This is a genomic window from Sulfurospirillum diekertiae (assembly GCF_011769985.2).
In the GTDB taxonomy this organism is placed as follows: Bacteria; Campylobacterota; Campylobacteria; order Campylobacterales; family Sulfurospirillaceae; genus Sulfurospirillum; species Sulfurospirillum diekertiae.
Genome location: NZ_CP039734.2, coordinates 901,301 through 922,407, shown reverse-complemented (window position 1 = coordinate 922,407; position 21,107 = coordinate 901,301). Strand labels below are relative to the sequence as shown.

The following is a 21,107-nucleotide window of genomic DNA, read 5'->3' as shown; positions in this document are numbered from 1 at the left end:
CCAAAAAGGGGTGTGCAATGAATATCTATGAATATGCAATGAATGTCGAAAAAGATGGTGAGCGATACTACCGAGAACTTGCGTCTAAAACAGATAATGTAGGCGTAAAAGCAATCCTCACGATGCTGGCAGATGAAGAGGCAAAACACTATGTTGTCTTTGACAAAATGAATAAAAATCAAGTGATACCAACACAACCTACTGTGGATATTTTTAAACATACGCAAAACATCTTTCAAAAAATGCGAAAAGAGAACACTTCCCCTCGTTTTACACAAGATCAAATAGAGTTTTACAAAAGTGCTTTACGCTCTGAAGACAGCAGTTACAAGTTTTATACTGAAAAAGCTTTGATGTTAGAAGATGGCGAACAAAAAAAAGCATTTTTACGCATTGCAGAAGAAGAGCGATCGCATCTTGTACTTTTAGAAAATTTAGTTGAATATGTCAGTGCACCTGAAAGCTGGGTAGAAAGTGCCGAATTTAACCATTTAAGCGATAAATTTGTTCAAAAAGCAACGTTATAATCTTTACATGTAAAGAGATGTCAAAAGACATCTCTAAATCGTTTTTTTAAATTAATTTATCAAATCCAATCTCTTCCTTAAACTTTTCGATCCCCACTGAAATCACCAAACAAATTCCTAAAAGCACTGCAAAAATGAGCACCGGATATTTGAAGCTATAGATAAAATCAGGGAAATAATAGTAGTAAATAAACGTATGAAACAAGAAGATATTAAAGGAATGAATGCCCACAAACTCAAACGCTTTTTTGGCAATAGAAGAAAAAACAACCAACTCTGTCGTCCAAAGAATTAGCAAAATTGCAAAGAAAGCATCGGCCCTGGTGCTATCAAACAACCAACCATTTTGTCTGTACCATGCAACCGCTATGGTTAAAATGAGAAGCGTTATAAAGCGAGCTTTGCCTTGCTTGTCAAGCCAAACCAAAAGTTTGACAAACCCATCTTTTTGCGAAAGATAAACCCCCACCGCAAAAGGAAATATCCAGTCATTGACCAAGGGAATTGGTACAAACATCAGCCATGCACTGAACGCTAAAAAGCTAAGAGGAAATTTTTTAATCAGTGTATAAACCAGCGGAAAAATAGCATACAGCACGATAATAAGGCTCATAAACCACCATGTCGCGTTATAACCATAGCCAACCCACGTAAACATATGAACACCGAGCATCTGAAGTAAAAAGCCTTGAAATACATGCTCTCCGTAAACGCTCGAGAGTGATCTGTCCATAAACCATACACCAATGGGCACAAAAAGAAGCGCTATCAGCCAATAATTCATGTAAAGCTTGAGCATTCTACGTTTGTAAAAAGCGCCCAGCTCAAGCCCTCTTTTTTTAACAGATTCTGACAAGCCATAACCACTGAGCACCACGTAAATACCCACACACACTTTGGCTAAAAGTGCTGCTTGAAAAACGATCAGACCCATTTCGGGTTTTTCATAGAAAAGATGATGCCACAAAATCAGCATCAGTGCCATTCCTTTACTTGCATTGGTGATGGAGACATCAAACTTTTCTAAAACCATGCCCGCTCCTCTAAATTTTCGCTTGTAATTTTTCTAAATTTTCCTCGATAGCATCGTCTTTGTACACCGCACTAATAAGTGAGTACATTGCAATATCGTAGCATGAAAGCTGTTCAATATTTTCCGCATTAATTCCCCCAATCGCACAAATAGGCACACTCAACTGTTCTTTTGCCCTTTGAAGGATTTCAGGTGCTACCATTGTAGCGTGAGGTTTGGTGGGTGAAGGAAAAAATGCGCCAAAGGCAACGTAGTCTGCTCCAAGGCTGGCGTATTTTTTGGCACGTTCTAAGTCACCATAGCACGAAACACCAATGATTTTATCGTCTCCAAGCAGTGCGCGTGCTTCTTCGTAACTGACATCATCCTCGCCAACATGTAACCCATCGGCATTGATTCTATAGGCAATTTCTAAACGATCATCGATGATAAAAATCGCTTCATACACATCGCACAACGCTTGAAGTCTGATACACTGTTTTTCTGCCTCTTCATCACTGGCATATTTATCACGGTATTGGATGACTTTAACGCCCGATTTTAAAACGCGTTCGACTTGTTCAAGCATGCTCTCTGCTGGGGTGAGTGTTGCATCGGTCAGGACATAAAGTCCTCTGAGTTGTTCTTTTTCTAACATGGGTACTCTTTGTATTTTTGCGAAGATTGTACAGACTAAAAGCTTAAAGTGCCCAAGTAATGTTGCTTTACTTGAGCACTTTGAATATCTTATGACTTGAATTTACTCAGTTCATTATTGAGATTTTCCGTCATGACATGTAAATGTTCTGACGCTTTAGAAACATTGTCGATACTTCCAACATTTTCCTTTGAAATCATCGTAATTTGTCCCATTTCATCGACAATTTTTTTAATTTTTGTTGAGGTGGACACAAAGTCATTGACGGTATAATGACTCTCATCAATCGTCGCATGAATAATCTTTGAAACATTATTCATACCCTCTTGCAATTCAGCTGTAATGGTCGCAAGAGCTTGCACTTCCTGAACATTTTGAGCGATGTCCGTGTTAGCATCCATAATAGACTGAACCACCACATTAATCGTTGCATCAATTTCTACTAAACTTTTTTGTGTACGCTCTGCCAATTTTCGCACTTCATCGGCAACCACGGCAAATCCTCGTCCATGTTCCCCAGCGCGAGCTGCTTCAATGGCAGCATTGAGGGCTAATAGATTGGTTTGATCCGCAATATCACGAATAATACTCAAGACATCCTTGACCTCATTAGCATTCTGGCTGACATGACTAAGACGTTCTGCCAAATTTTGCTCTTTGGCTGCCGTGGCTTGCATGGTTACTTCGAGTTGTTCCACTTTAGTTTTCACTTCTGCAATATCATGTTGCGTGTGGCTGAGTGCTTCTTGTGAACTTTGAGCTTTCGTTACAGAGGTTTCAAGACTTTTTACTAAAGCGATTCCATCCTCTTTCGTGTTTTCCATGATTTTTGATTCACTGTCGACATTGCGCACCACTTCAGAAGCCGTTCGTGAAAGCTCTTCTGAGATTGAAGCATTTTCATGGCTGATAGTTTTCGATTTTTTCACAATTTCGTGAAGCTTCTCGATGAACTTATTGATATTGCCTGAAACACGCGCAAATTCATCATTGGAAGTGGTACTCAACCTATGGCGAAGATCACCCTCATTGCTTGAGAGCTCTTCAACTACACTGTTGAGCCGATCCAAAGGACGAAGCAATACTTTAATCAATACAACCATAATCCCTATAGAGAAAGCAAGCATCACTACCCCTGCAATGAATAGTTCACTCATCTGCTGATTTAAAAAACTATAAGCAATATTTTTATCATAAATAATGCCCATTTTCCACGATGACTCAAGAGAGGTATTAAAGGAAAAAATTTTCTCATCACCTTGATACGAATAGTAGATAAGCCCTTCTTTATTGGTGCCAAATTGTTCAGATACGCTGGGCGCAATCGTGCTAAACGCTTTCCCTAAAAGCTTAGCATCAGGATGGGCAATGATCAGCCCTTGGCTGTCTTGTAAAACGCCATACCCTCCACGGAAATTAACATTACCAATGGCTTTCACCAGAGCATCTAAACTGATATCAACCCCCAAAACACCGATCAATACTTTTTCTCTCAAAATCGGAGCCATCACCGTAACAATAGGTTTGTTGGTGGTAGCATCAATATAAACGTCGGTAATACCCAACTTTCCGGTTTGCTTGGCTTTTGTATACCATGGTCTCACACGTGGGTCGTACCCCGCAGGCAGTTTAGAACCAGAACCCATCGTCATACTGCCATCTTCTAGTCCAACATAAGAGTCCATTGCCCCCAACACTTTAGTAGTCTCTTGTAACTTTGCGATCAGATCATTGGGCGTCATCAAGTCGATGTCTTGCATAAAACGCGCCGTACTCTCAACGCCATTTTTCTTGGTGCTGATCCATAGATCAATATAATCAGATAACGATTGTGAAGCCATGTGAAGCGTAGTTTCAATCTGTATTACACTGTTTTTTTTCGTATCAAAATAGCTAATCATACTAAAGATACTCAAACTTAAAAACATTAGAACACAGAGTGCTCCAATGACTTTCCCTTTAAATGACATGTGTTCCCCCTTAAAAAGCTGTGAGACATTATATATAAAAAAATACTTTGCTCTAATGCAGCGTTGCTCACTTTTTGCCCATAAGATTGAGTCATACTTTAAGCACTATTTTTGATATGGATCTATTTTTGGGAGAATGCAAGAGATATTAAAAGAGACAAATACGCACTCAACTCTGCGTTACACTATGTGGATAGATTTAAAATCGTATTTGAAAAAGCCCTTTAGCAGAGTGTTCAAATCCTAATTCTTCATACGGTATAGAGGAATTTTCGCTTAAGAGTACCACCCTTTTGCATCCTGTTTTTGTACACGAAGTGAGCGCATATTCAAGTAATTCCTTTTCAATAGCATGGTCGCTGTCAGCTTCATCCACGATCACCGCTTCAAACATCGCTACTTTTTCCCCTGATACAACCGATACATGGGTGAGGACAGGTAGCACTCCTACTATTTTTGTCTCATTTAGGGCAAGAAAAAGCGAGTGAGTCGTTGCGTTGTGTATCATCTCGGAGACGATTTTCGCCTGATTGTGCGCACTCTTTGGAAACGTAGCATGCAGAAACTGGTCAATACTGGGTATATCTTCTAGTGTCGCTATTTTAAACGCTGTAGCATTCGGCTTGTAAGCAGATTCATAGGCTAGGAGGATTTTTTTACGCTCAATGCCCCAACTGTACCCACTCATCGCACCACTTTTGGCAATGACACGGTGACAGGGAATGAGATAGCCAATGTGGTTTTTTCCAATGGCACTGGCAACGGCGCGCACTGCATTGGGTTGGTCGATGAAGTTGGCAACATCTTGATAGGTCGTGACTGCCCCATTAGGAAGGTTTAAAAGCGCTTTCCAGACATTGATCTGAAGGTTCGTTCCTTTGACCAAGAGATTGTATTTTTTATTGTTGATGAAGATATTTTCCAGATAGGTCTGTGCTTTAAGATCATCATGGATCAGATTGGCATTTTCCCACAGCTCTTGAAACCGTGTAAAAATCGCCTCTTTGTTTTGGTCGATAAACCCTAAATAGCAAATGCCCTTGTCGGTATAAGCGATCAATGCTTCCCCAAACGGCGTGATGCCAAAACCATACGTAATGATGACATCCTTACCCTTTTCACGCCACTCTTTGGGCGTCACGCCGATTAGATTGATAAAAAGCTCATGCAGCCTGCTGACACTCGAGAGCCCAATGTCCAGTGTGCTGTCTAAAATGGACTTGGACTCTTTGATGTGCTCTTTGGCGTAATTGAGCGTCACCGAGTGTAAAAACTGTTTGGGTGTCACACCCACATACTCTTTAAACACGCGGATAAAATGGTACTTGCTCATGCCAATACTGCTGGCAATCACATCGATGGAGGGCTGTTCTTTAAAATGCGCGTCAATGTACTTGATCGCTTTTTCAATCAGTTGATAATGGGTATGCAACACTTCCATCTCTCTCATCACACCCTCCTTCGTCATTTTTTTATAAGCGTTCTTGACACGCCTTTAAAGCAAAGCTCTAAAGGCTACGTTAACACTAGGTTTTAATAGGTCGCGCTTTCATACACTTGGAAGTTTTGCAAAAGCGCCACCAACTCTTTTTTTATCTTTACATGTAAAGATAAATCGTGAATATTTTCCAACACATCGCAAATGCGATGCGCGATCAGTTCAAACTCTTTTTCTCTCAACCCAAGCGTCGTTAAAGCCGCAGATCCGATGCGAATACCTGAGGTCAATTTCGCACTTCGAGTATCGTTTGGAACACTGTTTTTATTCACGGTTATACCAGCATTTTCCAAAGCGGTGCTCGCCTCTTCGCCTGAATACTCTTTATTCAGTAATGATACCAAAATCAGATGGTTATCGGTTCCACCACTGACCAAATTAAAACCCCTTTCAAGCAAAACTTCACCCAAAACGCTGGCATTGCGTTTGACCTGCTTGGCATACGCTTTCCACTCTGGCTTTAACACTTCACCAAACGCCACCGCTTTTGCCGCGATAACATGCAACAAAGGACCGCCTTGAATGCCTGGAAAAATAGCGGCATTGATCTTTTTTGCAAGCGCTTCATCATTGGTCATAATGACACCACCCCTAGGACCGCGCAATGTTTTGTGCGTCGTTGAAGTGACGATATGCGCATGCGGAAAAGGGCTTTTATGCTCACCCGCAGCCACCAGACCCGCAACGTGCGCGATGTCGGCAAATAATATCGCACCCACCGCGTCCGCAATCTCTCGAAACTTAGCAAAATCAAGCTCACGCGCATACGCCGAAGCACCGCAAACAATCATCTTAGGCTTGACAATCTTCGCAATTTCCAGAACTTTGGTATAATCAATATAACCATTCGCATCGACACCATAGCTAAACGATTGATAATTTTTACCCGAAAAACTCACCTTCGCACCGTGCGTTAAGTGACCACCTTGCTGTAAATCCATACCCAATAATTTATCATTCGCGTTTAAAAGTGCCGCATACACCGCACCATTGGCTTGGCTACCTGAATGCGGTTGCACATTGGCATAGTTGCATCCAAAAATTGCGCAGAGTCTATCAATGGCAAGCTGCTCAATCTCATCGGCACATTCACAACCATCATAATACCGCTTGTGTGGGTAACCTTCAGCGTATTTATTGGTAAAAATACTTCCTGTGGCTTCCATCACCGCACGCGAGGTAAAATTCTCACTCGCAATCATCTCAAGATGCGTGGCTTGCCTCGTAAACTCATGTTGTAAAATTTTAAAAACGGCGTCATCGGCTGAGGCTAAACGATCATTAGTGATAAAACTCATCTGATCTCCTTTGGAGTTAATTGAAGACAGTTTAGCCATAAATATCCTTTCACTCAATCCAAAAATTGCCAACTTATTTTCATCAGAGCAATTTTTGGATTGTTGTATTGTGATGATTCCATTACAATGATGCAAAAAAGGAGAGCGTATGAGACATAGAACCAAAACACATCTATTATCATTTGAGCAGATCAGAGCATTATTTGAAAGAGCAAACGTTGGCAGGCTAGGATGCGTCAGGCACGATGGTTACCCTTACGTTATCCCCATGCACTTTGTCTATAGTGAACACAAAATCTATCTGCATGGATTACCCAAAGGTCAAAAAATAGACATTCTCACATCCAATCCATACGTCTGTTTTGAGATAGATGAGATGATCACATTATTGGATAAGAATGTCGAGAACCCTTGTGATGTCAATACAGCGTTTAACAGTATTATCGCACAAGGAGAGGCAAAAATTGTAGATAATTTGGACGAAAAGAAAGAAGCACTGTCGAAAATTGTGAAAAAATTTACACCGCATTTGATGGATAAAGAACTACCTGAAAACATGGTGAATGGTACTGCTGTTATTCGAATAAATATAAATGAGTGCATCGGAAGATACTATCTGTAAATCCTAATATATTTGAGGGTATACACACAAAATTGCTCTCAACATTTTTACACAAAAAGAGCGCTACAGTCGTAGAGGAAGAGAAAAGATACCTATGTAAATTTGTCGCATGAATCCTTACATGTAAACATTATTTTGGCATTCAATTTAAATGAAATCTTTGTTATACTTTACCACAATTTGTACTATATGGATGATTAATGAATCATGAACTTTATGTTACTCTTCCAAAAACTACTATTCAAATCCTTGAAAAACTTTTAAATCGAGATTGGATTATCCATGCTTTTAATGTAGAAGACCATAATGCTATTTATACGCTTGAAAGTATTCCAGATATTTTATACAATAATCGTATTAATAGAATTCAATACATACTTTATTTAGATACCAATATCTATCAATATTTACTCAATAGCCATAAAAAATCTCCTACAAAAGAAACACGCGATGCTGTCGCCTTACTTGTCTTTTGCCAATTATGTGATATTGAGATAGAACCTAGCCTTGCTGCATATGAAAAAATAAATTACATTAAAGACAATGCAAATGAAGTCGTCGATGATTTAATGCTTTTTTATAGAATAGATAATACAAAAAATGATGCACTAATGGCATATGCCATTGGTAACTCAAATGAGTATCCTTTAGCAGAACATCCAAATATCGATAAAGAAGTCTTAAAAAATAATCTTATTAAATACAATAGGCTTACAGAATGGGATTCTATATACTTGATTGTACTTGTTTGTATAGCGATTAACCAAGAAAAAATAAGTTCATACGAAAAATTGAAAAAATTTAAATATTGGATGCTCAAGGATTTTAGACAATCTTTAGTTTGCTTTGTTTATGCCATTATTTTTTTTAGTAAAACTCCGTTAAAAAAAATGATGAAGTACAAAGCTACCAACTTACCTGAACAAAAAAAGCAGCAAATTTTCAATATGACATGGGATTTATATATTATGAATTCATTTATACGTAATTGGATACCAAAACAAAAAACAAAAGAATTTATATATGCAACAGATGACAAAGCATTTAAAAAATTGTTAAACATTGCAACGCAAATACAAATTCTTGGAGATTACACACCTTTCAAAGAAACTCTTCATAAAGCAGATTACGAAAATCTTATAAAAATATGGGATATAACAATTCCTGATTCTGAGCGAATCTATCAATCAGAAAAATGGACCCCTGAATACAGGAAAGAATTAATCCAAAAATATGAACTAGAATTGCTTTCCTAAATCCTAAAAAAGGGAAAAGGGGCAAATCTTTTGACCTTTTTCCTCTTTTTATCTTTACATGTAAAACTTTTTGAGTTTGTCTATCATTTTAAGCTTTCTCTCATTTGAATTGTTTTAATATATGAGTAATTGTTCATATGAACATTTGTACATAATTTCAAGAGGAGGAACCGATGAGCGATGAATTTTGCAGTTGCGACATTGTGCATGAAAACGTCATCGAAATGGTTAGAAAAAAGATGCCTCAAGAGGAGAAGCTTTACGACCTTGCCGAGCTCTTTAAAGTCTTTGGCGATACGACGCGCGTGAAGATCATCTCAGCGCTATTTGAAGCAGAGATGTGTGTTTGCGACATTGCAGAACTTTTACATATGACGCAGTCTGCTATCTCTCACCAGCTACGCGTCCTTCGTCAAGCACGTCTTGTCAAGCACCGTAAAGAAGGAAAAGTCGTCTTTTATTCGCTTGATGACGAACACATCAAAACCATTTTTAACCAAGGCTTAGAACACATTTTAGAACCACGAGGATTTGAGTATGCACTTCAGTGAAAAAGCACCCCAAACCTGCGATGCGACAACGGGAAGTTGTTGTAGCAGATGCGCCCCCATCGAACCACAATTACATGATCATGGTCATGACCACCATCACGAAGGATTTGACGATTCGAGTTTGATGGAAATGTTCAAATCATGGCAGTTCATTACATTTTGCATCGGTACAGTATTGTTTATCTCTGCTGTTTTGATGGACGAGCGCAATCCACTGATGTTTTGGACCTATCTGATCAGCTTTTTTCTCGTCGGTGGCGAGATTCTCTACATGGCAGTCACCAACCTTTTTAAAGGGCATCTTTTTGATGAAAACTTTTTGATGGGTCTTGCAACCGTCGGGGCGTTTAGTATTGGTCAGTACCCTGAGGGTGTTGCGGTCATGCTTTTCTTCCGTGTTGGAGAGTTTTTTCAAGACTTAGCCGTGGATCGCTCACGCAAATCCATCACCAAACTCATGGACATTAGACCCGATTTTGCAAACCTTCAAAGTGACACTGGCGAGCAAAAAGTAAACCCGAGTGATGTTGCCTTAGGAAGTCGCATTATCGTCAGACCGGGAGAGAAAATTCCACTGGATGGCATCATTTTAGAGGGTCGTTCAACACTCGATACCTCCGCGCTTACGGGAGAATCTTTACCCAAAGAGGTTGCATTAGGAAATGAAGTGCTCTCTGGAAGCATCAACAAAACGGGGGTGATTGTTGTTGAAACGACTAAACTTTTCTCCGAATCCACCGTCTCAAAAATCTTAGACCTTGTGCAAAATGCGAGCTCAAAAAAAGCTAAAACAGAGCAGTTTATCACCACGTTTGCCAAGTACTATACACCGCTTGTCGTCATCTCTGCTGCCCTCCTCGCGTTCGTACCACCACTGTTGATACAAGACGCGCTTCTCAGCGACTGGTTTAGACGCTCCTTAGTTTTCTTGGTTGTCTCTTGCCCGTGCGCATTGGTTGTTTCCATACCTTTAAGCTTTTTTGGAGGTATTGGTGGTGCATCCAAAAATGGCATTTTGGTCAAAGGCGGTAACTTTTTAGAAGCCCTCAATGGCGTTGATACGGTCGTTTTCGATAAACCAGGAACGCTCACTAAAGGCATTTTTAGTGTCACTTCCATCACGGCACTCAAAGGGCTTCAAGAAGCGGAGATACTCCATCTTGCCGCACTGTCGGAGATGCACTCGAACCATCCTATTGCACTTTCCATCAAACGGGCATACACTGAGCCTTTAGAAGCAGTTGTGTCATCGTATGAAGAACTTGCAGGCTATGGCGTCAAAGCATCCATTGATGGCAAAATTGTTCTTGCGGGAAATGATAAACTGCTCAAAGAGCAAGGCATTGCACACGAGACACTTGACACTCCAGATACCGTTGTTTATATCGTCGTTGAAGGTATTTTATCGGGTTATCTTACCATTGCGGATGAGCCCAAAACAGACAGTAAACAAGCTATTTTAGCCCTTAAAGCCCTTGGTATCAAAGACATTGTGATGCTCACTGGTGATAATAAAGCAGCTGCTGATAAAGTTGCCAAAGAGCTAGGCATCACTCACGTTGAGGCGGAGCTTTTACCGCATCAAAAAGTTGAAAAGCTTGAAGAACTGATGGTACGAAAAAGTGGCAAAGGTAAAACTGTCTTTGTCGGTGATGGCATCAATGATGCACCAGTCCTTGCACGCTCGGACATCGGCATTGCAATGGGTGGCGTAGGCTCAGATGCTGCCATTGAAGCGGCGGATGTGGTCATTATGACCGATGAGATCAGCAAAGTCGCCACTGCCTTAAAAATCGCGCACAAAACCCATGCCATCGTTTGGCAAAACATCATCTTTGCACTGGGTGTTAAAGGGGTTATTTTGATTATGGGAGCGATGGGAATTGCAACGATGTGGGAAGCTGTCTTTGGTGATGTCGGTGTTGCGCTCATCGCTGTACTCAATGCCACACGCGTTTTAACACATAAATAATCTTTCAAAACGCTCTTCACAATGAGGAGCGTTTTTTCGTTTTACATGTAAAGAAATTGGCATCTAAAATCTTTACATGTAAACATCAAAACCACTAAATAATCGGCTTTTGACGTTTCGTGTAATACATCGAAGGAAGTACCAAGCCAAACGCAATCGCAAATAAAATACTCACGGCATGCAAGCCATTTTGGATAAAACTAGAGAGCAAAGCATCGGTCACGCCATCGGAATTCATCGAAACAAGGCTTATCATCATTTCATATGCATACGTACCTGGGATAATAGGAATAATGGAAGGCACGGTGTAAACGGGGCGAGGCATGGCGTATCTGCGTGACCAAAAAACACCGATAATCCCGATAGCCGTCGCGGCAATAAACGTTGAAAGTTCGATGGAAAGATGGTTGTACATCAATACTTCTCTGAAGCCATACGTAAATGCGCCACCCACGGCACACAATGGCAATGCAGAGCGCGGAACATTAAAAATCATTCCAAAGCCCACAGCAGGAATCGCCGCCCACAAAGAATTGAGTAAAAGCGTCACCCAAAGCATCATTACCATCCTTTAATATCCAAAAGTCCCATGGCAAGCATAATACCAAGGGAAGACATCAGCGTCAAAAGCGTCGCTTGCGTCCAACGCCCCCAGCCCATGCTAATATAGCCTTTAAACGCATCTAGCATCGAGTTGATGTAGGGAAACCCTGGAACGAGCAATAATACACTGGAAGAGAGAACGATACTGCCTGTGCTACTGAAACCATGGTAAAAAGAGAGACTGGCGACCATGGTACAGACAAAAGCGGTAAACGCGAAAACAATCAGCAAAGAGTAGTTGCGAGAGGAGAGTTCTCTGCGTACGATCATTCCCACCGAAGCGGCTAAAAAAGTGATGCAAACTCCCGCCCAATCCGCACCTTGTAAATGGCTAAATGCCGCACATGAAAGCCCAATCATCGGAATAATCACCCATGCAGGATACGGATTGGAATGAATGTTGGCAAGCTTTGTCTCCACCATCATAATATCACGAGGGTTTTGCTCCGCTGCAATGCAGATCGTGACGATTTGATGTACAATGGACATATTAATCGGTTGCTCATGCGCACGTCTTGTGGTCGTAACCGAAGAGTCACCAATGAGTGTTGTGAGGACAATAGCAGAGGGAATCAGCGAAATCTCAATAGACGTACACCCAAGTGCTACACCCAAACGAGAGGAAAGTTGCTCTATCAAACGGCTTTCTGCTCCGTATTCAAGAAGCATTGCAGCAACTCTGACAACAACCGTAGTGATCCTGGTTTGTTCTTCCTTTGAAATCGTGGGAAATCCTTTTAACATTCTCTGGAAAGCATCATAGTTAAAATTAGGTTAAAACTTAAGAGAATGAATCTTTTTAGCTTTACATGTAAAACGTTTTGAGTGTTAAAAATTTAACCGTGAACGCAAACGCTATTTAAAAAATTTATCTCGAAGTGTTGCGAGCCATCCATCTTTAATATGCTCTTCCATAGGCGAAATTTCTCTTTTGTGCAGCATCGCTTGAACAGCCTCTTTATAGTCCGTATCCTCGTGTTGAATATGGTTGATGAGCCACATTTGAAGATCTAACATCAGCTGTTGTGCAATATCTTCACCGTTTTCATAACGTTCTTGAAAGAAATGAATGCGCTCAATAAACGAAAGATGAATCTGCTTATGCGCTTCTAGTTTGCGATACCCCGCCTCTTCCATCAAACTCTCTTCAAATGCAAGATGAGAAACAGTATAATCCTTCAACGCCACAAGCACTGCACGAATTTTTGCTTTGTCGTGATAAATCGAAATCGTACCCAGTTCATTAATATACTCAATCATTTGTTTGTGCTGATTATCAATAACTGCAATACCAACCGAAAAAGATGCGTCCCATCTCCAATATCCCATTGCTATTCCTTTGAAATTGAATTCTAATGATGGGAGATTATAACATAAACTTAGAGGGGAAAAAGGGAGATTTATTATGAAAGATGGAGCTGTTTTTATTTTGTTTTTTAACTTTACATGTAAAGAGTTTCTCTTCCGACGCTTTTCACATTTCTAACCTTCCTTTCGCTACAATAACGCATTTTAATTTTGGAATGTAGATGAAAACCATCTGTAAAATGGCTCTTTTGGTCATTACGCTTTTACATGTCATCAAACTTTTTATGCCGGTTAATTTAGAGCTTTTAACATCTTTTACAGCGCTTTTGTTTGTGCTGGGGCTTTTCATGCAACGCAAAGGGTTTCGTACCATTACCCTGATCTTTTTTGCCTTAGGCATTGGCATACTTGTTTATTATAAACTGCCTTTTTCTCTTTGGATGAGCTCATTCACTTCGATGACCAACATTATCGCTATCATCGTAGTGATGCAACTTTTTGCCATTCCCATTGAAGTTGGGCATTACAGCGACACGATTGAGTATTGGCTCAAAAAGCTTTTCAAGAAAGAGAGTTCACTCTACCTTTTTGCCATGCTTGTCACCAACCTTTTTTCCAGTTTTTTGCTTTTTGGAACCGTGCCAGTGATGGTTTCCTTATTTAATAAAGCACTTAAAAACAATGTACGTGACCACCAACGCTTTTTTGCAACCGCCATTATGCGAGGGTATGCACTTGTGCTTTTTTGGGCTCCTGGGGCGGTGATCATGCTTTTGGTGATGCAAGTGACCCATGTTTCGTGGTCGGAACTTTTTTTACCGGGACTTCTTTTGAGTATCATTGGCTTACTCACATCGTATCTGCTTGAGCATTTTTCAGGGTTAAATAAACCCATACTCACGGAACCTCTGCCTACAAGCTCATGCATTGCAAAAAATGCCCCAAAACAAACAGCGCATATTCTTCTTGTCGTTATCTTTCTTTTGCTGCTTATCTCTTTTTTTGAAGCCTTTTCTATCGGTTCAGCAACAGGGAGAATTTTACTTTCTGGACTTCTGGTCTCAACAATTTGGATCGTCTCTTTTTTCAAAAATGCAGAACTCAAGAACGTTTTGAGTCTCTATTGGAAAGGTGGCATCACACAGGCAACCGATTTTTCAGTCTTTTTTATTGCGGTGGGACTGTTTGCAGGTGCGGTGGATCATAGCGGTATTTTAAGCCACATTCAACCCCTCTTGCAAGGAAGCGTCAACCATCTTGGCATCTTTTCCATCCTTATTATTCCGCTTGTATTTATACTCATCGCCGTGTGTGGCATCCATCCTTTGGTGCTTGCGGTGATGTTTGGTAAAATCTTACTCGCCGTTTCGCTTCCACTCTCGCCTGTTTCCATTGCGCTCATTTTGACGTTATCGGCATCTATCTCGTTTATCATTTCACCGTTTGCAGGAATGTCACTCATGACCGCTAAATTTTTAAACGTCACGCCAATGGAAGTCTCTTTGAAATGGAATCTCCTTTTTTGCACGATCTTTTTAATCGAAGGACTTATTTTTGCCTATGTTTGGCATGGATAAAATAGTGCTTTTGTCACACTTTTGTTATTGTTTAAAAAATAATCAAAAAAGTCCTCCCTTTTCCTCTTTCTGTGCTTAATTTTGTGCTAAACTGTGTCTATCACAATTTAAGTGAAAGGGTAAGGGCCATCGTTATGATTGAATCAGAAAGTCCCCTTTATGATGCCTTTAAAAGCATCTTAAATACAATCGATAAGAACCGCGTCCAAGAGTTGCTCACGTACATGAACACCGAAGCAATCAACTTCAACCTTTTCAAAAACAACGCTTTTATAGAGCGTAAGTTTCCCTTTGACATTATTCCACGTATTGTCTCGCACGAAGAGTTTACCTACCTTGAAAAAGGTATACAGCAACGCATTCATGCTCTCAATCTCTTCTTGGAAGACATTTATGGAGCGCAAAAAATTCTTAAAGATGGCATCATCCCTAGCGAATTTGTCTTTTCATCTAAAGCTTATTTACCCGCTTTTGCCAACACCCCTGTGGCAAAGAACATTCGCGTACACATCAGCGGCATAGACCTTGTCAAAAATAGCGTTGGCGATGGCTGGGTTGTTCTCGAAGATAACCTCAGAGTTCCCAGTGGTGTGAGTTACCCACTTTCACTTCGTATGCTGACACGTAAAGTCTTTCCAGAATTTTTTGAAAAACTGCCGATTCAAGGGGTACAGGATTATCCTAAAAAGCTTGAGAAAGCGATGAACTATGTCAACACGGGTGGTATTAATGTCATTTTAACACCGGGTCGTTATAATTCTGCATTTTATGAACACTCTTACCTTGCCAAAGCCAGCGGAGCTATTCTAGCCAATGGTGAAGATTTGGTAGTGGAAAAAGATAAAGTGTATCTTAAAACCTATAATGGTAAAAAAGCACGTGTAGGCGCTATTTATCGAAGACTTGATGATGAAGCGCTTGATCCTGTTGAGTTTCATCCAGACTCTTTAATTGGTGTGCCTAACATTACGCAAGCGTATCGTGCAGGCAATGTTGCCCTCATGAACAGCATCGGAAATGGCATCGCGGATGATAAAGGTATCTACTACTTTGTGCCTGCGATGATTAAATACTATATGAATGAAGAACCGATCTTGCAAAATGCCCCTACTTATTTGGCATTTTTCGAGAAAGATCGTAACCATATCTTGCAAAATATGCGTACGTTAGTCATCAAAGATGTTGCCGAAGCGGGTGGATATGGCGTTGTTTTTGGATGCAACCTTTCCAAAAATGAGCGTCAAAAATTAAAAGATGCTATTATTGCAGAACCAAGACGTTTCATTGCACAAGAGGTCATTGAGTTTTATGACATCGAATGCTTAGATGACAATGGATCTTTTTCACCGCGAAAAGCCGATCTTCGTATGTTTTCAATTTACGGCGAAGATATTTTTGTCTGGCCAGGAGGGCTCACGCGTTTTGCTATGGATCCAACCAGTTACATTGTCAACTCTTCTCAAGGTGGCGGTTTTAAAGATACGTGGATTTTAAAGGATAACCGATGATTCTTATTGCACCACAAAGCGCTGAACATCTTTATTGGATGGGTCGTTATATCCAAAGAGCTGAGAGTATGACTCGCTTAATCATTGAGTTATTTGATAAAATTTTAGATGAAAATTTTGATGAAGCCAAAACGTTTTATGAGAAACTTGGCATTGAAATGAGCTATGACTCAGCGCAAATGTTTTTGCGCAAAACTGTTTTTGATTTGGAGTATGCAAGCCTGTGCGATACAGTCAATAGTGCACGTGAAAATGCTATTTTGACGCGATCTCACCTCTCGAACCGTATGTTTAGTCGTATTAATGCTCTTTATTTGGCGTATCAAAAAGCCAAAGAAGAGCGTACCGTTTCACTGTATTGGCTAGAGGGAACCTTAAAAGAGCTTGATTCTATTTGGGGTAATTTTGAGCTTTCACTGGTGGAAGCCAAAGAAGCACCGTTGATTCAGCTGGGAAAAGTAGTGGAACGTATGGATTTAAATATTCGCCTTTACGATAGCATTGAAGCGGCGTTACTGGATGTTGAAAAACTCAACAGCATTGCCGAAAAAGTGCGTCCAAACCATAAACGTGTGGCGCTCTCTTCAAGCAATCGATATAAAACATTACAAACGATAAATTCAGTATTTGGGGCATTGACAACAACGCATGAAAGTTAATTTTTCTTATGATTTTACGCTCACATTTGATGAGCCAGTACGCAACCATCATTTTTGTCTACGCATAGTGCCTCACACCAATGCGATACAACAGCTTATTGATTGGAAGCTCACTTTAAATGATACGATTCCCTATCAAAAGACACGAGATGGTTTTGGTAACCAGTTGGTCTATGGGTTTATCGGAAAACCTCATCGTGCGCTTAAAGCGAGCATGGAAGGTGAGATTGAACTTTTACCTTATGTTTATCATGATAATGAGCCAGTAGAGCTTTATCTTCCGTACTCTACACTTGCTCCATTTAGCATGGTTTTGCACGATTTTTCCCGTTCACTCAAACTCCCTGTAACGGATTTTCGAAAAGCGTATTTCTTAACTCAAACACTTTTTGAGCAGTTTAAACCCATTGAGATCAGTAAAGCCAAAGGACTGGAGACTTTTTTACTCTATAAAGAGGGATTGAGTCAAGATTTTAGTCATCTTTTAATTGCGCTCTTACGACAAAGTCATATACCTGCACGCTTTGTCAACGGCTTTATCGATGGTATCAACAAAACCCATACATGGGTTGAAGCGTTTGTTGATGGAGACTGGAGAGGGTTTGACCCACTCAATGGCACACTGATTAATGATGAACCTTATATTAAGATCGCCCATGGACGTGATTTTTCTGAGTGCCAAACCCATCGAGGCAGTTACATTGGTAAACGTCAGCATATCTTAGAGATTACAGGCAGAATTGGTAAGGATGAGCAATGATTGAAGAGATCTTTAATGTTAACTTGCCGGTCAATGAAACCTTAACGCTTAGACGTAACCGTTTTGCGCCGGAAGACATTAGCACGTCAACCAAACGCATCTCTATTGTCACAGGTATTCATGGCGATGAGATCGAAGGACAATACGTCTGTTATCTGCTTGCAAAATGGCTCAATACCAATAAACATTGCATTAAAGGCATTGTGGACATTTACCCTTCCATGAACCCTATGGGCATCGACAGTATCACGAGAGGTTTTCCTTTTTACGATGTCGATCTCAATCGTAATTTTCCAGGGAATACCTCTGATTTTTTGCCTGCGCAAGTGGCGAGTGCCATTGTTGATACGGTTAGAGGCAGTGATTTTGCCATCGATATTCATGCGAGCAACATCTTTTTACGCGAACTTCCTCAAGTGCGCATTAGTCGCTCAACCGCCGATGAACTTATCCCCTTAGCAGAAAAACTCGACATTGAGTTTATTTGGGTGTACGATGCTGTCACTGTTTTAGAATCTACCTTTGCCCATGCAATGAATTCACTTGGAACTAAAACACTCGTTGTAGAGATGGGTGTAGGAATGCGCATCACCAAAGAGTACGGACAAAGCCTAACCAAAGGTATTTTAAACCTATTGGCACATGTGGGTATCATCGATAGACCTGTGCTTCCAACGACTAAAACGATGGTTTCAAACCTACATTCTGAAGTCTTTTTTGTCAACGCTTCAAAACCGGGTATTTTCATCCCTATTTTAGAACACAATGTCACCGTTCTCAAAGGCGAAAAACTCGGCGAGATTATAGACCCACTCTCTGGAACGATTGAAGAGACGATTATTAGCCCGTGTAATGGGCTATTATTTACCATTCGTGAATACCCTGTTGTGTATGAAGGCTCACTTCTTGCACGTATACTTGAAGACCCAAAAGAGGATACTACCCTATGAAAGAAGAAGTTTTATTTGAGATAAGTTCTTTAAGTCGCAATCCTCTCAAAGTCAAAGGCTTCCGTTTTGGAAGAGAGGGCACAGTACCCAGTTGCGTTATTGTAGGCCCTATGATGGGCAATGCCATTGATCAGCTTTGGGTTGCATCACAGTTGGTACGTTTTTTACGTCAACAAGAACTCGCCAATGCCGCTTTTGTTAAAGGTGAAATTCTTGTTGTGCCCACAGTCAACCCCTACTCCTTTAATATGGGGAAGAATTTTTGGCCACTGGATAACACCGATATTGATGTAATGTTTCCAGGTTACGAAAAAGGCGAAACCACCCAACGCATTGCTGCACGATTATTTGAAAAAACCAATAACTATGACTACGCGATTTTACTGGAAGCGAGGAAGGATCATTCCGAGTGTATTCCTTATGTCAAGATATTACAGTCAAGCTTGAACTATGTGGATGATGCACGAGCTTTTGGGCTTGATTTTATTCATGTCAAAGAAGAGAGCCCCAATGACACGGTCTCTTTAACTTACAACTGGCAAGTCTGGAATGCCAAAGCATTTTCGCTCGTTTCAGGGAAAAAAGGAACTTTGCGCAAGCATGAAGCCAACAAAGTCTTTGATGCGATTGTACGCTTTTTAGTGAAAAAAGAGCTGATTGACTTTTCAACCTTTGAAGGTTCACACGGCAATATTGTGATGCAAAATGATATTGAAGCAATTAAATGTACCGCTGCAGGACTCTTTGATACGCTTGCTAACATTGGTGACTCTGTCGTACATGGTCAACCCTTAGCACGCATTTTCAACTCACTGGATGGTACACTCATTCAAACGATCATCTCACCGTGTGATGGCATCATCTCCTGCAAATACGACTATGCACTCATTTTCCAAAACGCGATTGCCTATCGCATCGTCAAAGTCGAATCCGCACAAAATAATCTTTAAACTTTACATGTAAATAAAGTTTGTATTCAGGAGTCAGTATGAAAAAAGAAAAATCTGTTATCAGTATTGTGTTTACGCATATATTGACAACTTCAATTGTCATTCCATTTTTTGGATTACTGGCTGGATATTTTGTCAATAAATTTCTAGGTCAATCATTAGATAAAGGCTTATTAATAATTTTAAAGGATATTGTCTATATCATTTTTTTCTTCCTAGGTGTCAAATATTCAATTTCTTATATCGCTAAAAATATTGATGTCAAAAAGCCTAAAGAAAGTTCAAAATATTCAATCATTGTATTTGCAATCTTAATCACTTCAATGTGGATTATAAATATACTACCAAGATTTAATCTAATTGGGATTGTTTACAATACTATATTTTATAGTGTAATCTTTATAATCTTTTTTATACCGACAAAAAAATATTTTGCAGGTTTGCAAAAACTTAAAACAGAAGAATAAAAAAATTGGAGCTCAATTTTTATTGAGTATTCCAATTCTTGTCTATTCTTTTTTACATGTAAAGATTTTAAAACACTTTTTGCACATTCACTTCGATGGAAAGTTCGCTCTGTCCGCTGCTTAAAACGACGCCTTTAAGGGGTGCGACATCGTTGTAATCTCTGCCGCTTCCAAGGAGTATGTGCTGATCTTCGGGGATGATGTTGTTGGTTGGGTCAAACTCCATCCAGCCAAGACGTGGGATGTACAAGGCAAACCATGCGTGCGACGCATCGGCACCAAAAAGTTTGGGCTTGCCAGGGGCTGGTAGTGTTTCGATGTAGCCGCTCATGTATTTAGCCGGCAGGCCAATGGAGCGAAGGGCGGCGATGGCAAACTGTGCAAAGTCCTGACAAACACCCTTTTTCGCCTCAAAAATCTCTTCAATCGGCGTCGTAATATCGCTAAAACCTGCAACAAACGCAAAGTCCTGAAAGATGCGGTTCATAAACTCTTGTGCGGCATCCACAAGATTGCGCTGTGGTAAAAAGGAACGCTTCGCATACTCAACAATGCCACGTGAGGCTTTGGGAATCAGCTCTGAGTCAAACATAAAAGGCTTTGCCGTCAGATCAAAAAGATCAAACGCTTGCAACAAGCCAAGCGACGCCTCATACGTGGTACTTTGAGCACGCAGTGTGTTTACATGTAAACGCATCGCATCGCCATCGAGTTCAACGCGTGACCTGCCAATGACGGATAACGACTCATGCGCTTCACGAATTAAAAGGTGCGTCGTGTGATTGCCAAAGACATCATCGAACTCGCTGAGTTCATATGGTTTGGGCGTGATCTCCATCGTAAAATCCACCACGCGTTGAAACGGTGTGTCTTTAGGTTTGAGACGGGCAATGTTATGGCTAAAAGTGACAAGACTTTCGTATTTGAAGGCGGTTTTGTGGTAGATTTCGTACATCATGGC

21 protein-coding genes are annotated in these 21,107 nt (G+C 40.4%); 12 read left to right on the top strand and 9 right to left on the bottom strand.

Going from position 1 to position 21,107, the window contains the following annotated elements:
- Positions 1 to 17: 17 nt before the first annotated feature.
- Positions 18 to 527, top strand: a complete 510-nt coding sequence (locus tag FA584_RS04630; RefSeq protein WP_096046320.1) for a ferritin-like domain-containing protein — start codon at positions 18 to 20, stop codon at positions 525 to 527.
- A gap of 46 nt (positions 528 to 573) precedes the next feature.
- On the opposite strand, the gene FA584_RS04625 is transcribed toward FA584_RS04630, so the two are convergent.
- The 5 genes from FA584_RS04625 to FA584_RS04605 form a co-directional block, all read right to left on the bottom strand.
- Positions 574 to 1,560, bottom strand: coding sequence for an acyltransferase family protein (locus tag FA584_RS04625; RefSeq protein WP_167750371.1), 987 nt, complete (start codon positions 1,558 to 1,560; stop codon positions 574 to 576).
- Between the two features lie 10 nt (positions 1,561 to 1,570).
- Positions 1,571 to 2,197, bottom strand: coding sequence for a thiamine phosphate synthase (thiE, locus tag FA584_RS04620; RefSeq protein WP_096046318.1), 627 nt, complete (start codon positions 2,195 to 2,197; stop codon positions 1,571 to 1,573).
- 89 nt (positions 2,198 to 2,286) lie between these two features.
- Positions 2,287 to 4,167, bottom strand: coding sequence for a methyl-accepting chemotaxis protein (locus tag FA584_RS04615; RefSeq protein ID WP_096046317.1), 1,881 nt, complete (start codon positions 4,165 to 4,167; stop codon positions 2,287 to 2,289).
- 199 nt (positions 4,168 to 4,366) lie between these two features.
- On the bottom strand, positions 4,367 to 5,617 hold the full coding sequence (locus FA584_RS04610) for a methylated-DNA--[protein]-cysteine S-methyltransferase (protein WP_096046316.1): 1,251 nt from the start codon (positions 5,615 to 5,617) through the stop codon (positions 4,367 to 4,369).
- Positions 5,618 to 5,700: 83 nt separating this feature from the next.
- Positions 5,701 to 6,963, bottom strand: a complete 1,263-nt coding sequence (locus tag FA584_RS04605) for a serine hydroxymethyltransferase (protein ID WP_096047801.1) — start codon at positions 6,961 to 6,963, stop codon at positions 5,701 to 5,703.
- Positions 6,964 to 7,111: 148 nt separating this feature from the next.
- Here FA584_RS04605 and FA584_RS04600 point away from each other — a divergent pair, with 148 nt between their 5' ends.
- The 4 genes from FA584_RS04600 (at position 7,112) to FA584_RS04585 (ending at position 11,364) form a co-directional block, all read left to right on the top strand.
- Entirely contained in the window at positions 7,112 to 7,585 is a 474-nt protein-coding gene (locus tag FA584_RS04600; protein ID WP_096046315.1) for a pyridoxamine 5'-phosphate oxidase family protein, read from the top strand.
- A gap of 200 nt (positions 7,586 to 7,785) precedes the next feature.
- Positions 7,786 to 8,841 (top strand): hypothetical protein, encoded by a 1,056-nt coding sequence (locus FA584_RS04595; protein ID WP_096046314.1) that lies wholly within the window; start codon positions 7,786 to 7,788, stop codon positions 8,839 to 8,841.
- A gap of 173 nt (positions 8,842 to 9,014) precedes the next feature.
- Complete coding sequence (locus FA584_RS04590) at positions 9,015 to 9,392, top strand: ArsR/SmtB family transcription factor (protein WP_096046313.1); 378 nt, start codon at positions 9,015 to 9,017, stop codon at positions 9,390 to 9,392.
- A complete protein-coding gene (locus FA584_RS04585) occupies positions 9,379 to 11,364 on the top strand; it encodes a heavy metal translocating P-type ATPase (protein WP_167750370.1) in 1,986 nt (661 codons plus the stop codon). Before FA584_RS04590 ends, FA584_RS04585 begins: the two co-directional genes overlap by 14 nt.
- Before the next feature lie 94 nt (positions 11,365 to 11,458).
- Here the strand turns inward: FA584_RS04585 and FA584_RS04580 are convergent, their stop codons facing one another.
- The 3 genes from FA584_RS04580 to FA584_RS04570 all read right to left on the bottom strand — a co-directional run bounded on the left by FA584_RS04580 (position 11,459) and on the right by FA584_RS04570 (position 13,296).
- The gene (locus tag FA584_RS04580) at positions 11,459 to 11,926 is read right to left on the bottom strand and encodes a threonine/serine exporter family protein (RefSeq protein WP_096046310.1); all 468 of its coding nucleotides are present in this window, start codon (positions 11,924 to 11,926) and stop codon (positions 11,459 to 11,461) included.
- On the bottom strand, positions 11,926 to 12,711 hold the full coding sequence (locus FA584_RS04575) for a threonine/serine exporter family protein (RefSeq protein ID WP_096046309.1): 786 nt from the start codon (positions 12,709 to 12,711) through the stop codon (positions 11,926 to 11,928). Before FA584_RS04575 ends, FA584_RS04580 begins: the two co-directional genes overlap by 1 nt.
- Before the next feature lie 111 nt (positions 12,712 to 12,822).
- Positions 12,823 to 13,296 (bottom strand): bacteriohemerythrin, encoded by a 474-nt coding sequence (locus FA584_RS04570; RefSeq protein ID WP_167750369.1) that lies wholly within the window; start codon positions 13,294 to 13,296, stop codon positions 12,823 to 12,825.
- A gap of 200 nt (positions 13,297 to 13,496) precedes the next feature.
- On the opposite strand from FA584_RS04570, the gene FA584_RS04565 reads away from it, so the two are divergent.
- From FA584_RS04565 to FA584_RS04535, 7 genes are all read left to right on the top strand, one after another.
- Positions 13,497 to 14,852: a hypothetical protein gene (locus FA584_RS04565; protein ID WP_167750368.1), complete on the top strand. Its 1,356-nt coding sequence runs from the start codon at positions 13,497 to 13,499 to the stop codon at positions 14,850 to 14,852.
- Between the two features lie 134 nt (positions 14,853 to 14,986).
- The gene (locus tag FA584_RS04560; RefSeq protein ID WP_087438270.1) at positions 14,987 to 16,360 is read left to right on the top strand and encodes a circularly permuted type 2 ATP-grasp protein; all 1,374 of its coding nucleotides are present in this window, start codon (positions 14,987 to 14,989) and stop codon (positions 16,358 to 16,360) included.
- Complete coding sequence (locus tag FA584_RS04555) at positions 16,357 to 17,019, top strand: alpha-E domain-containing protein (RefSeq protein WP_087438269.1); 663 nt, start codon at positions 16,357 to 16,359, stop codon at positions 17,017 to 17,019. Before FA584_RS04560 ends, FA584_RS04555 begins: the two co-directional genes overlap by 4 nt.
- Positions 17,009 to 17,779: a transglutaminase family protein gene (locus FA584_RS04550; RefSeq protein WP_087438268.1), complete on the top strand. Its 771-nt coding sequence runs from the start codon at positions 17,009 to 17,011 to the stop codon at positions 17,777 to 17,779. The genes FA584_RS04555 and FA584_RS04550 overlap by 11 nt, the downstream gene beginning before the upstream one ends.
- Complete coding sequence (locus FA584_RS04545; protein WP_087438267.1) at positions 17,776 to 18,729, top strand: M14 family metallopeptidase; 954 nt, start codon at positions 17,776 to 17,778, stop codon at positions 18,727 to 18,729. Before FA584_RS04550 ends, FA584_RS04545 begins: the two co-directional genes overlap by 4 nt.
- A complete protein-coding gene (locus FA584_RS04540) occupies positions 18,726 to 19,679 on the top strand; it encodes a M14 family metallopeptidase (protein WP_087438266.1) in 954 nt (317 codons plus the stop codon). The genes FA584_RS04545 and FA584_RS04540 overlap by 4 nt, the downstream gene beginning before the upstream one ends.
- A gap of 38 nt (positions 19,680 to 19,717) precedes the next feature.
- On the top strand, positions 19,718 to 20,146 hold the full coding sequence (locus tag FA584_RS04535) for a hypothetical protein (RefSeq protein ID WP_088437289.1): 429 nt from the start codon (positions 19,718 to 19,720) through the stop codon (positions 20,144 to 20,146).
- Positions 20,147 to 20,213: 67 nt separating this feature from the next.
- On the opposite strand, the gene FA584_RS04530 is transcribed toward FA584_RS04535, so the two are convergent.
- A complete protein-coding gene (locus tag FA584_RS04530; protein WP_087438264.1) occupies positions 20,214 to 21,104 on the bottom strand; it encodes a transglutaminase family protein in 891 nt (296 codons plus the stop codon).
- Between the last annotated feature and the right edge of the window lie 3 nt (positions 21,105 to 21,107).

Coding starts and splice junctions, on each gene's coding strand:
- FA584_RS04630 (WP_096046320.1), top strand. CDS start 18: ATGAATATCTATGAATATGCAATGAATGTCGAAAAAGATGGTGAGCGA.
- FA584_RS04625 (WP_167750371.1), bottom strand. CDS start 1,560: ATGGTTTTAGAAAAGTTTGATGTCTCCATCACCAATGCAAGTAAAGGA.
- thiE (WP_096046318.1), bottom strand. CDS start 2,197: ATGTTAGAAAAAGAACAACTCAGAGGACTTTATGTCCTGACCGATGCA.
- FA584_RS04615 (WP_096046317.1), bottom strand. CDS start 4,167: ATGTCATTTAAAGGGAAAGTCATTGGAGCACTCTGTGTTCTAATGTTT.
- FA584_RS04610 (WP_096046316.1), bottom strand. CDS start 5,617: ATGAGAGAGATGGAAGTGTTGCATACCCATTATCAACTGATTGAAAAA.
- FA584_RS04605 (WP_096047801.1), bottom strand. CDS start 6,963: ATGAGTTTTATCACTAATGATCGTTTAGCCTCAGCCGATGACGCCGTT.
- FA584_RS04600 (WP_096046315.1), top strand. CDS start 7,112: ATGAGACATAGAACCAAAACACATCTATTATCATTTGAGCAGATCAGA.
- FA584_RS04595 (WP_096046314.1), top strand. CDS start 7,786: ATGAATCATGAACTTTATGTTACTCTTCCAAAAACTACTATTCAAATC.
- FA584_RS04590 (WP_096046313.1), top strand. CDS start 9,015: ATGAGCGATGAATTTTGCAGTTGCGACATTGTGCATGAAAACGTCATC.
- FA584_RS04585 (WP_167750370.1), top strand. CDS start 9,379: ATGCACTTCAGTGAAAAAGCACCCCAAACCTGCGATGCGACAACGGGA.
- FA584_RS04580 (WP_096046310.1), bottom strand. CDS start 11,926: ATGATGCTTTGGGTGACGCTTTTACTCAATTCTTTGTGGGCGGCGATT.
- FA584_RS04575 (WP_096046309.1), bottom strand. CDS start 12,711: ATGTTAAAAGGATTTCCCACGATTTCAAAGGAAGAACAAACCAGGATC.
- FA584_RS04570 (WP_167750369.1), bottom strand. CDS start 13,296: ATGGGATATTGGAGATGGGACGCATCTTTTTCGGTTGGTATTGCAGTT.
- FA584_RS04565 (WP_167750368.1), top strand. CDS start 13,497: ATGAAAACCATCTGTAAAATGGCTCTTTTGGTCATTACGCTTTTACAT.
- FA584_RS04560 (WP_087438270.1), top strand. CDS start 14,987: ATGATTGAATCAGAAAGTCCCCTTTATGATGCCTTTAAAAGCATCTTA.
- FA584_RS04555 (WP_087438269.1), top strand. CDS start 16,357: ATGATTCTTATTGCACCACAAAGCGCTGAACATCTTTATTGGATGGGT.
- FA584_RS04550 (WP_087438268.1), top strand. CDS start 17,009: ATGAAAGTTAATTTTTCTTATGATTTTACGCTCACATTTGATGAGCCA.
- FA584_RS04545 (WP_087438267.1), top strand. CDS start 17,776: ATGATTGAAGAGATCTTTAATGTTAACTTGCCGGTCAATGAAACCTTA.
- FA584_RS04540 (WP_087438266.1), top strand. CDS start 18,726: ATGAAAGAAGAAGTTTTATTTGAGATAAGTTCTTTAAGTCGCAATCCT.
- FA584_RS04535 (WP_088437289.1), top strand. CDS start 19,718: ATGAAAAAAGAAAAATCTGTTATCAGTATTGTGTTTACGCATATATTG.
- FA584_RS04530 (WP_087438264.1), bottom strand. CDS start 21,104: ATGATGTACGAAATCTACCACAAAACCGCCTTCAAATACGAAAGTCTT.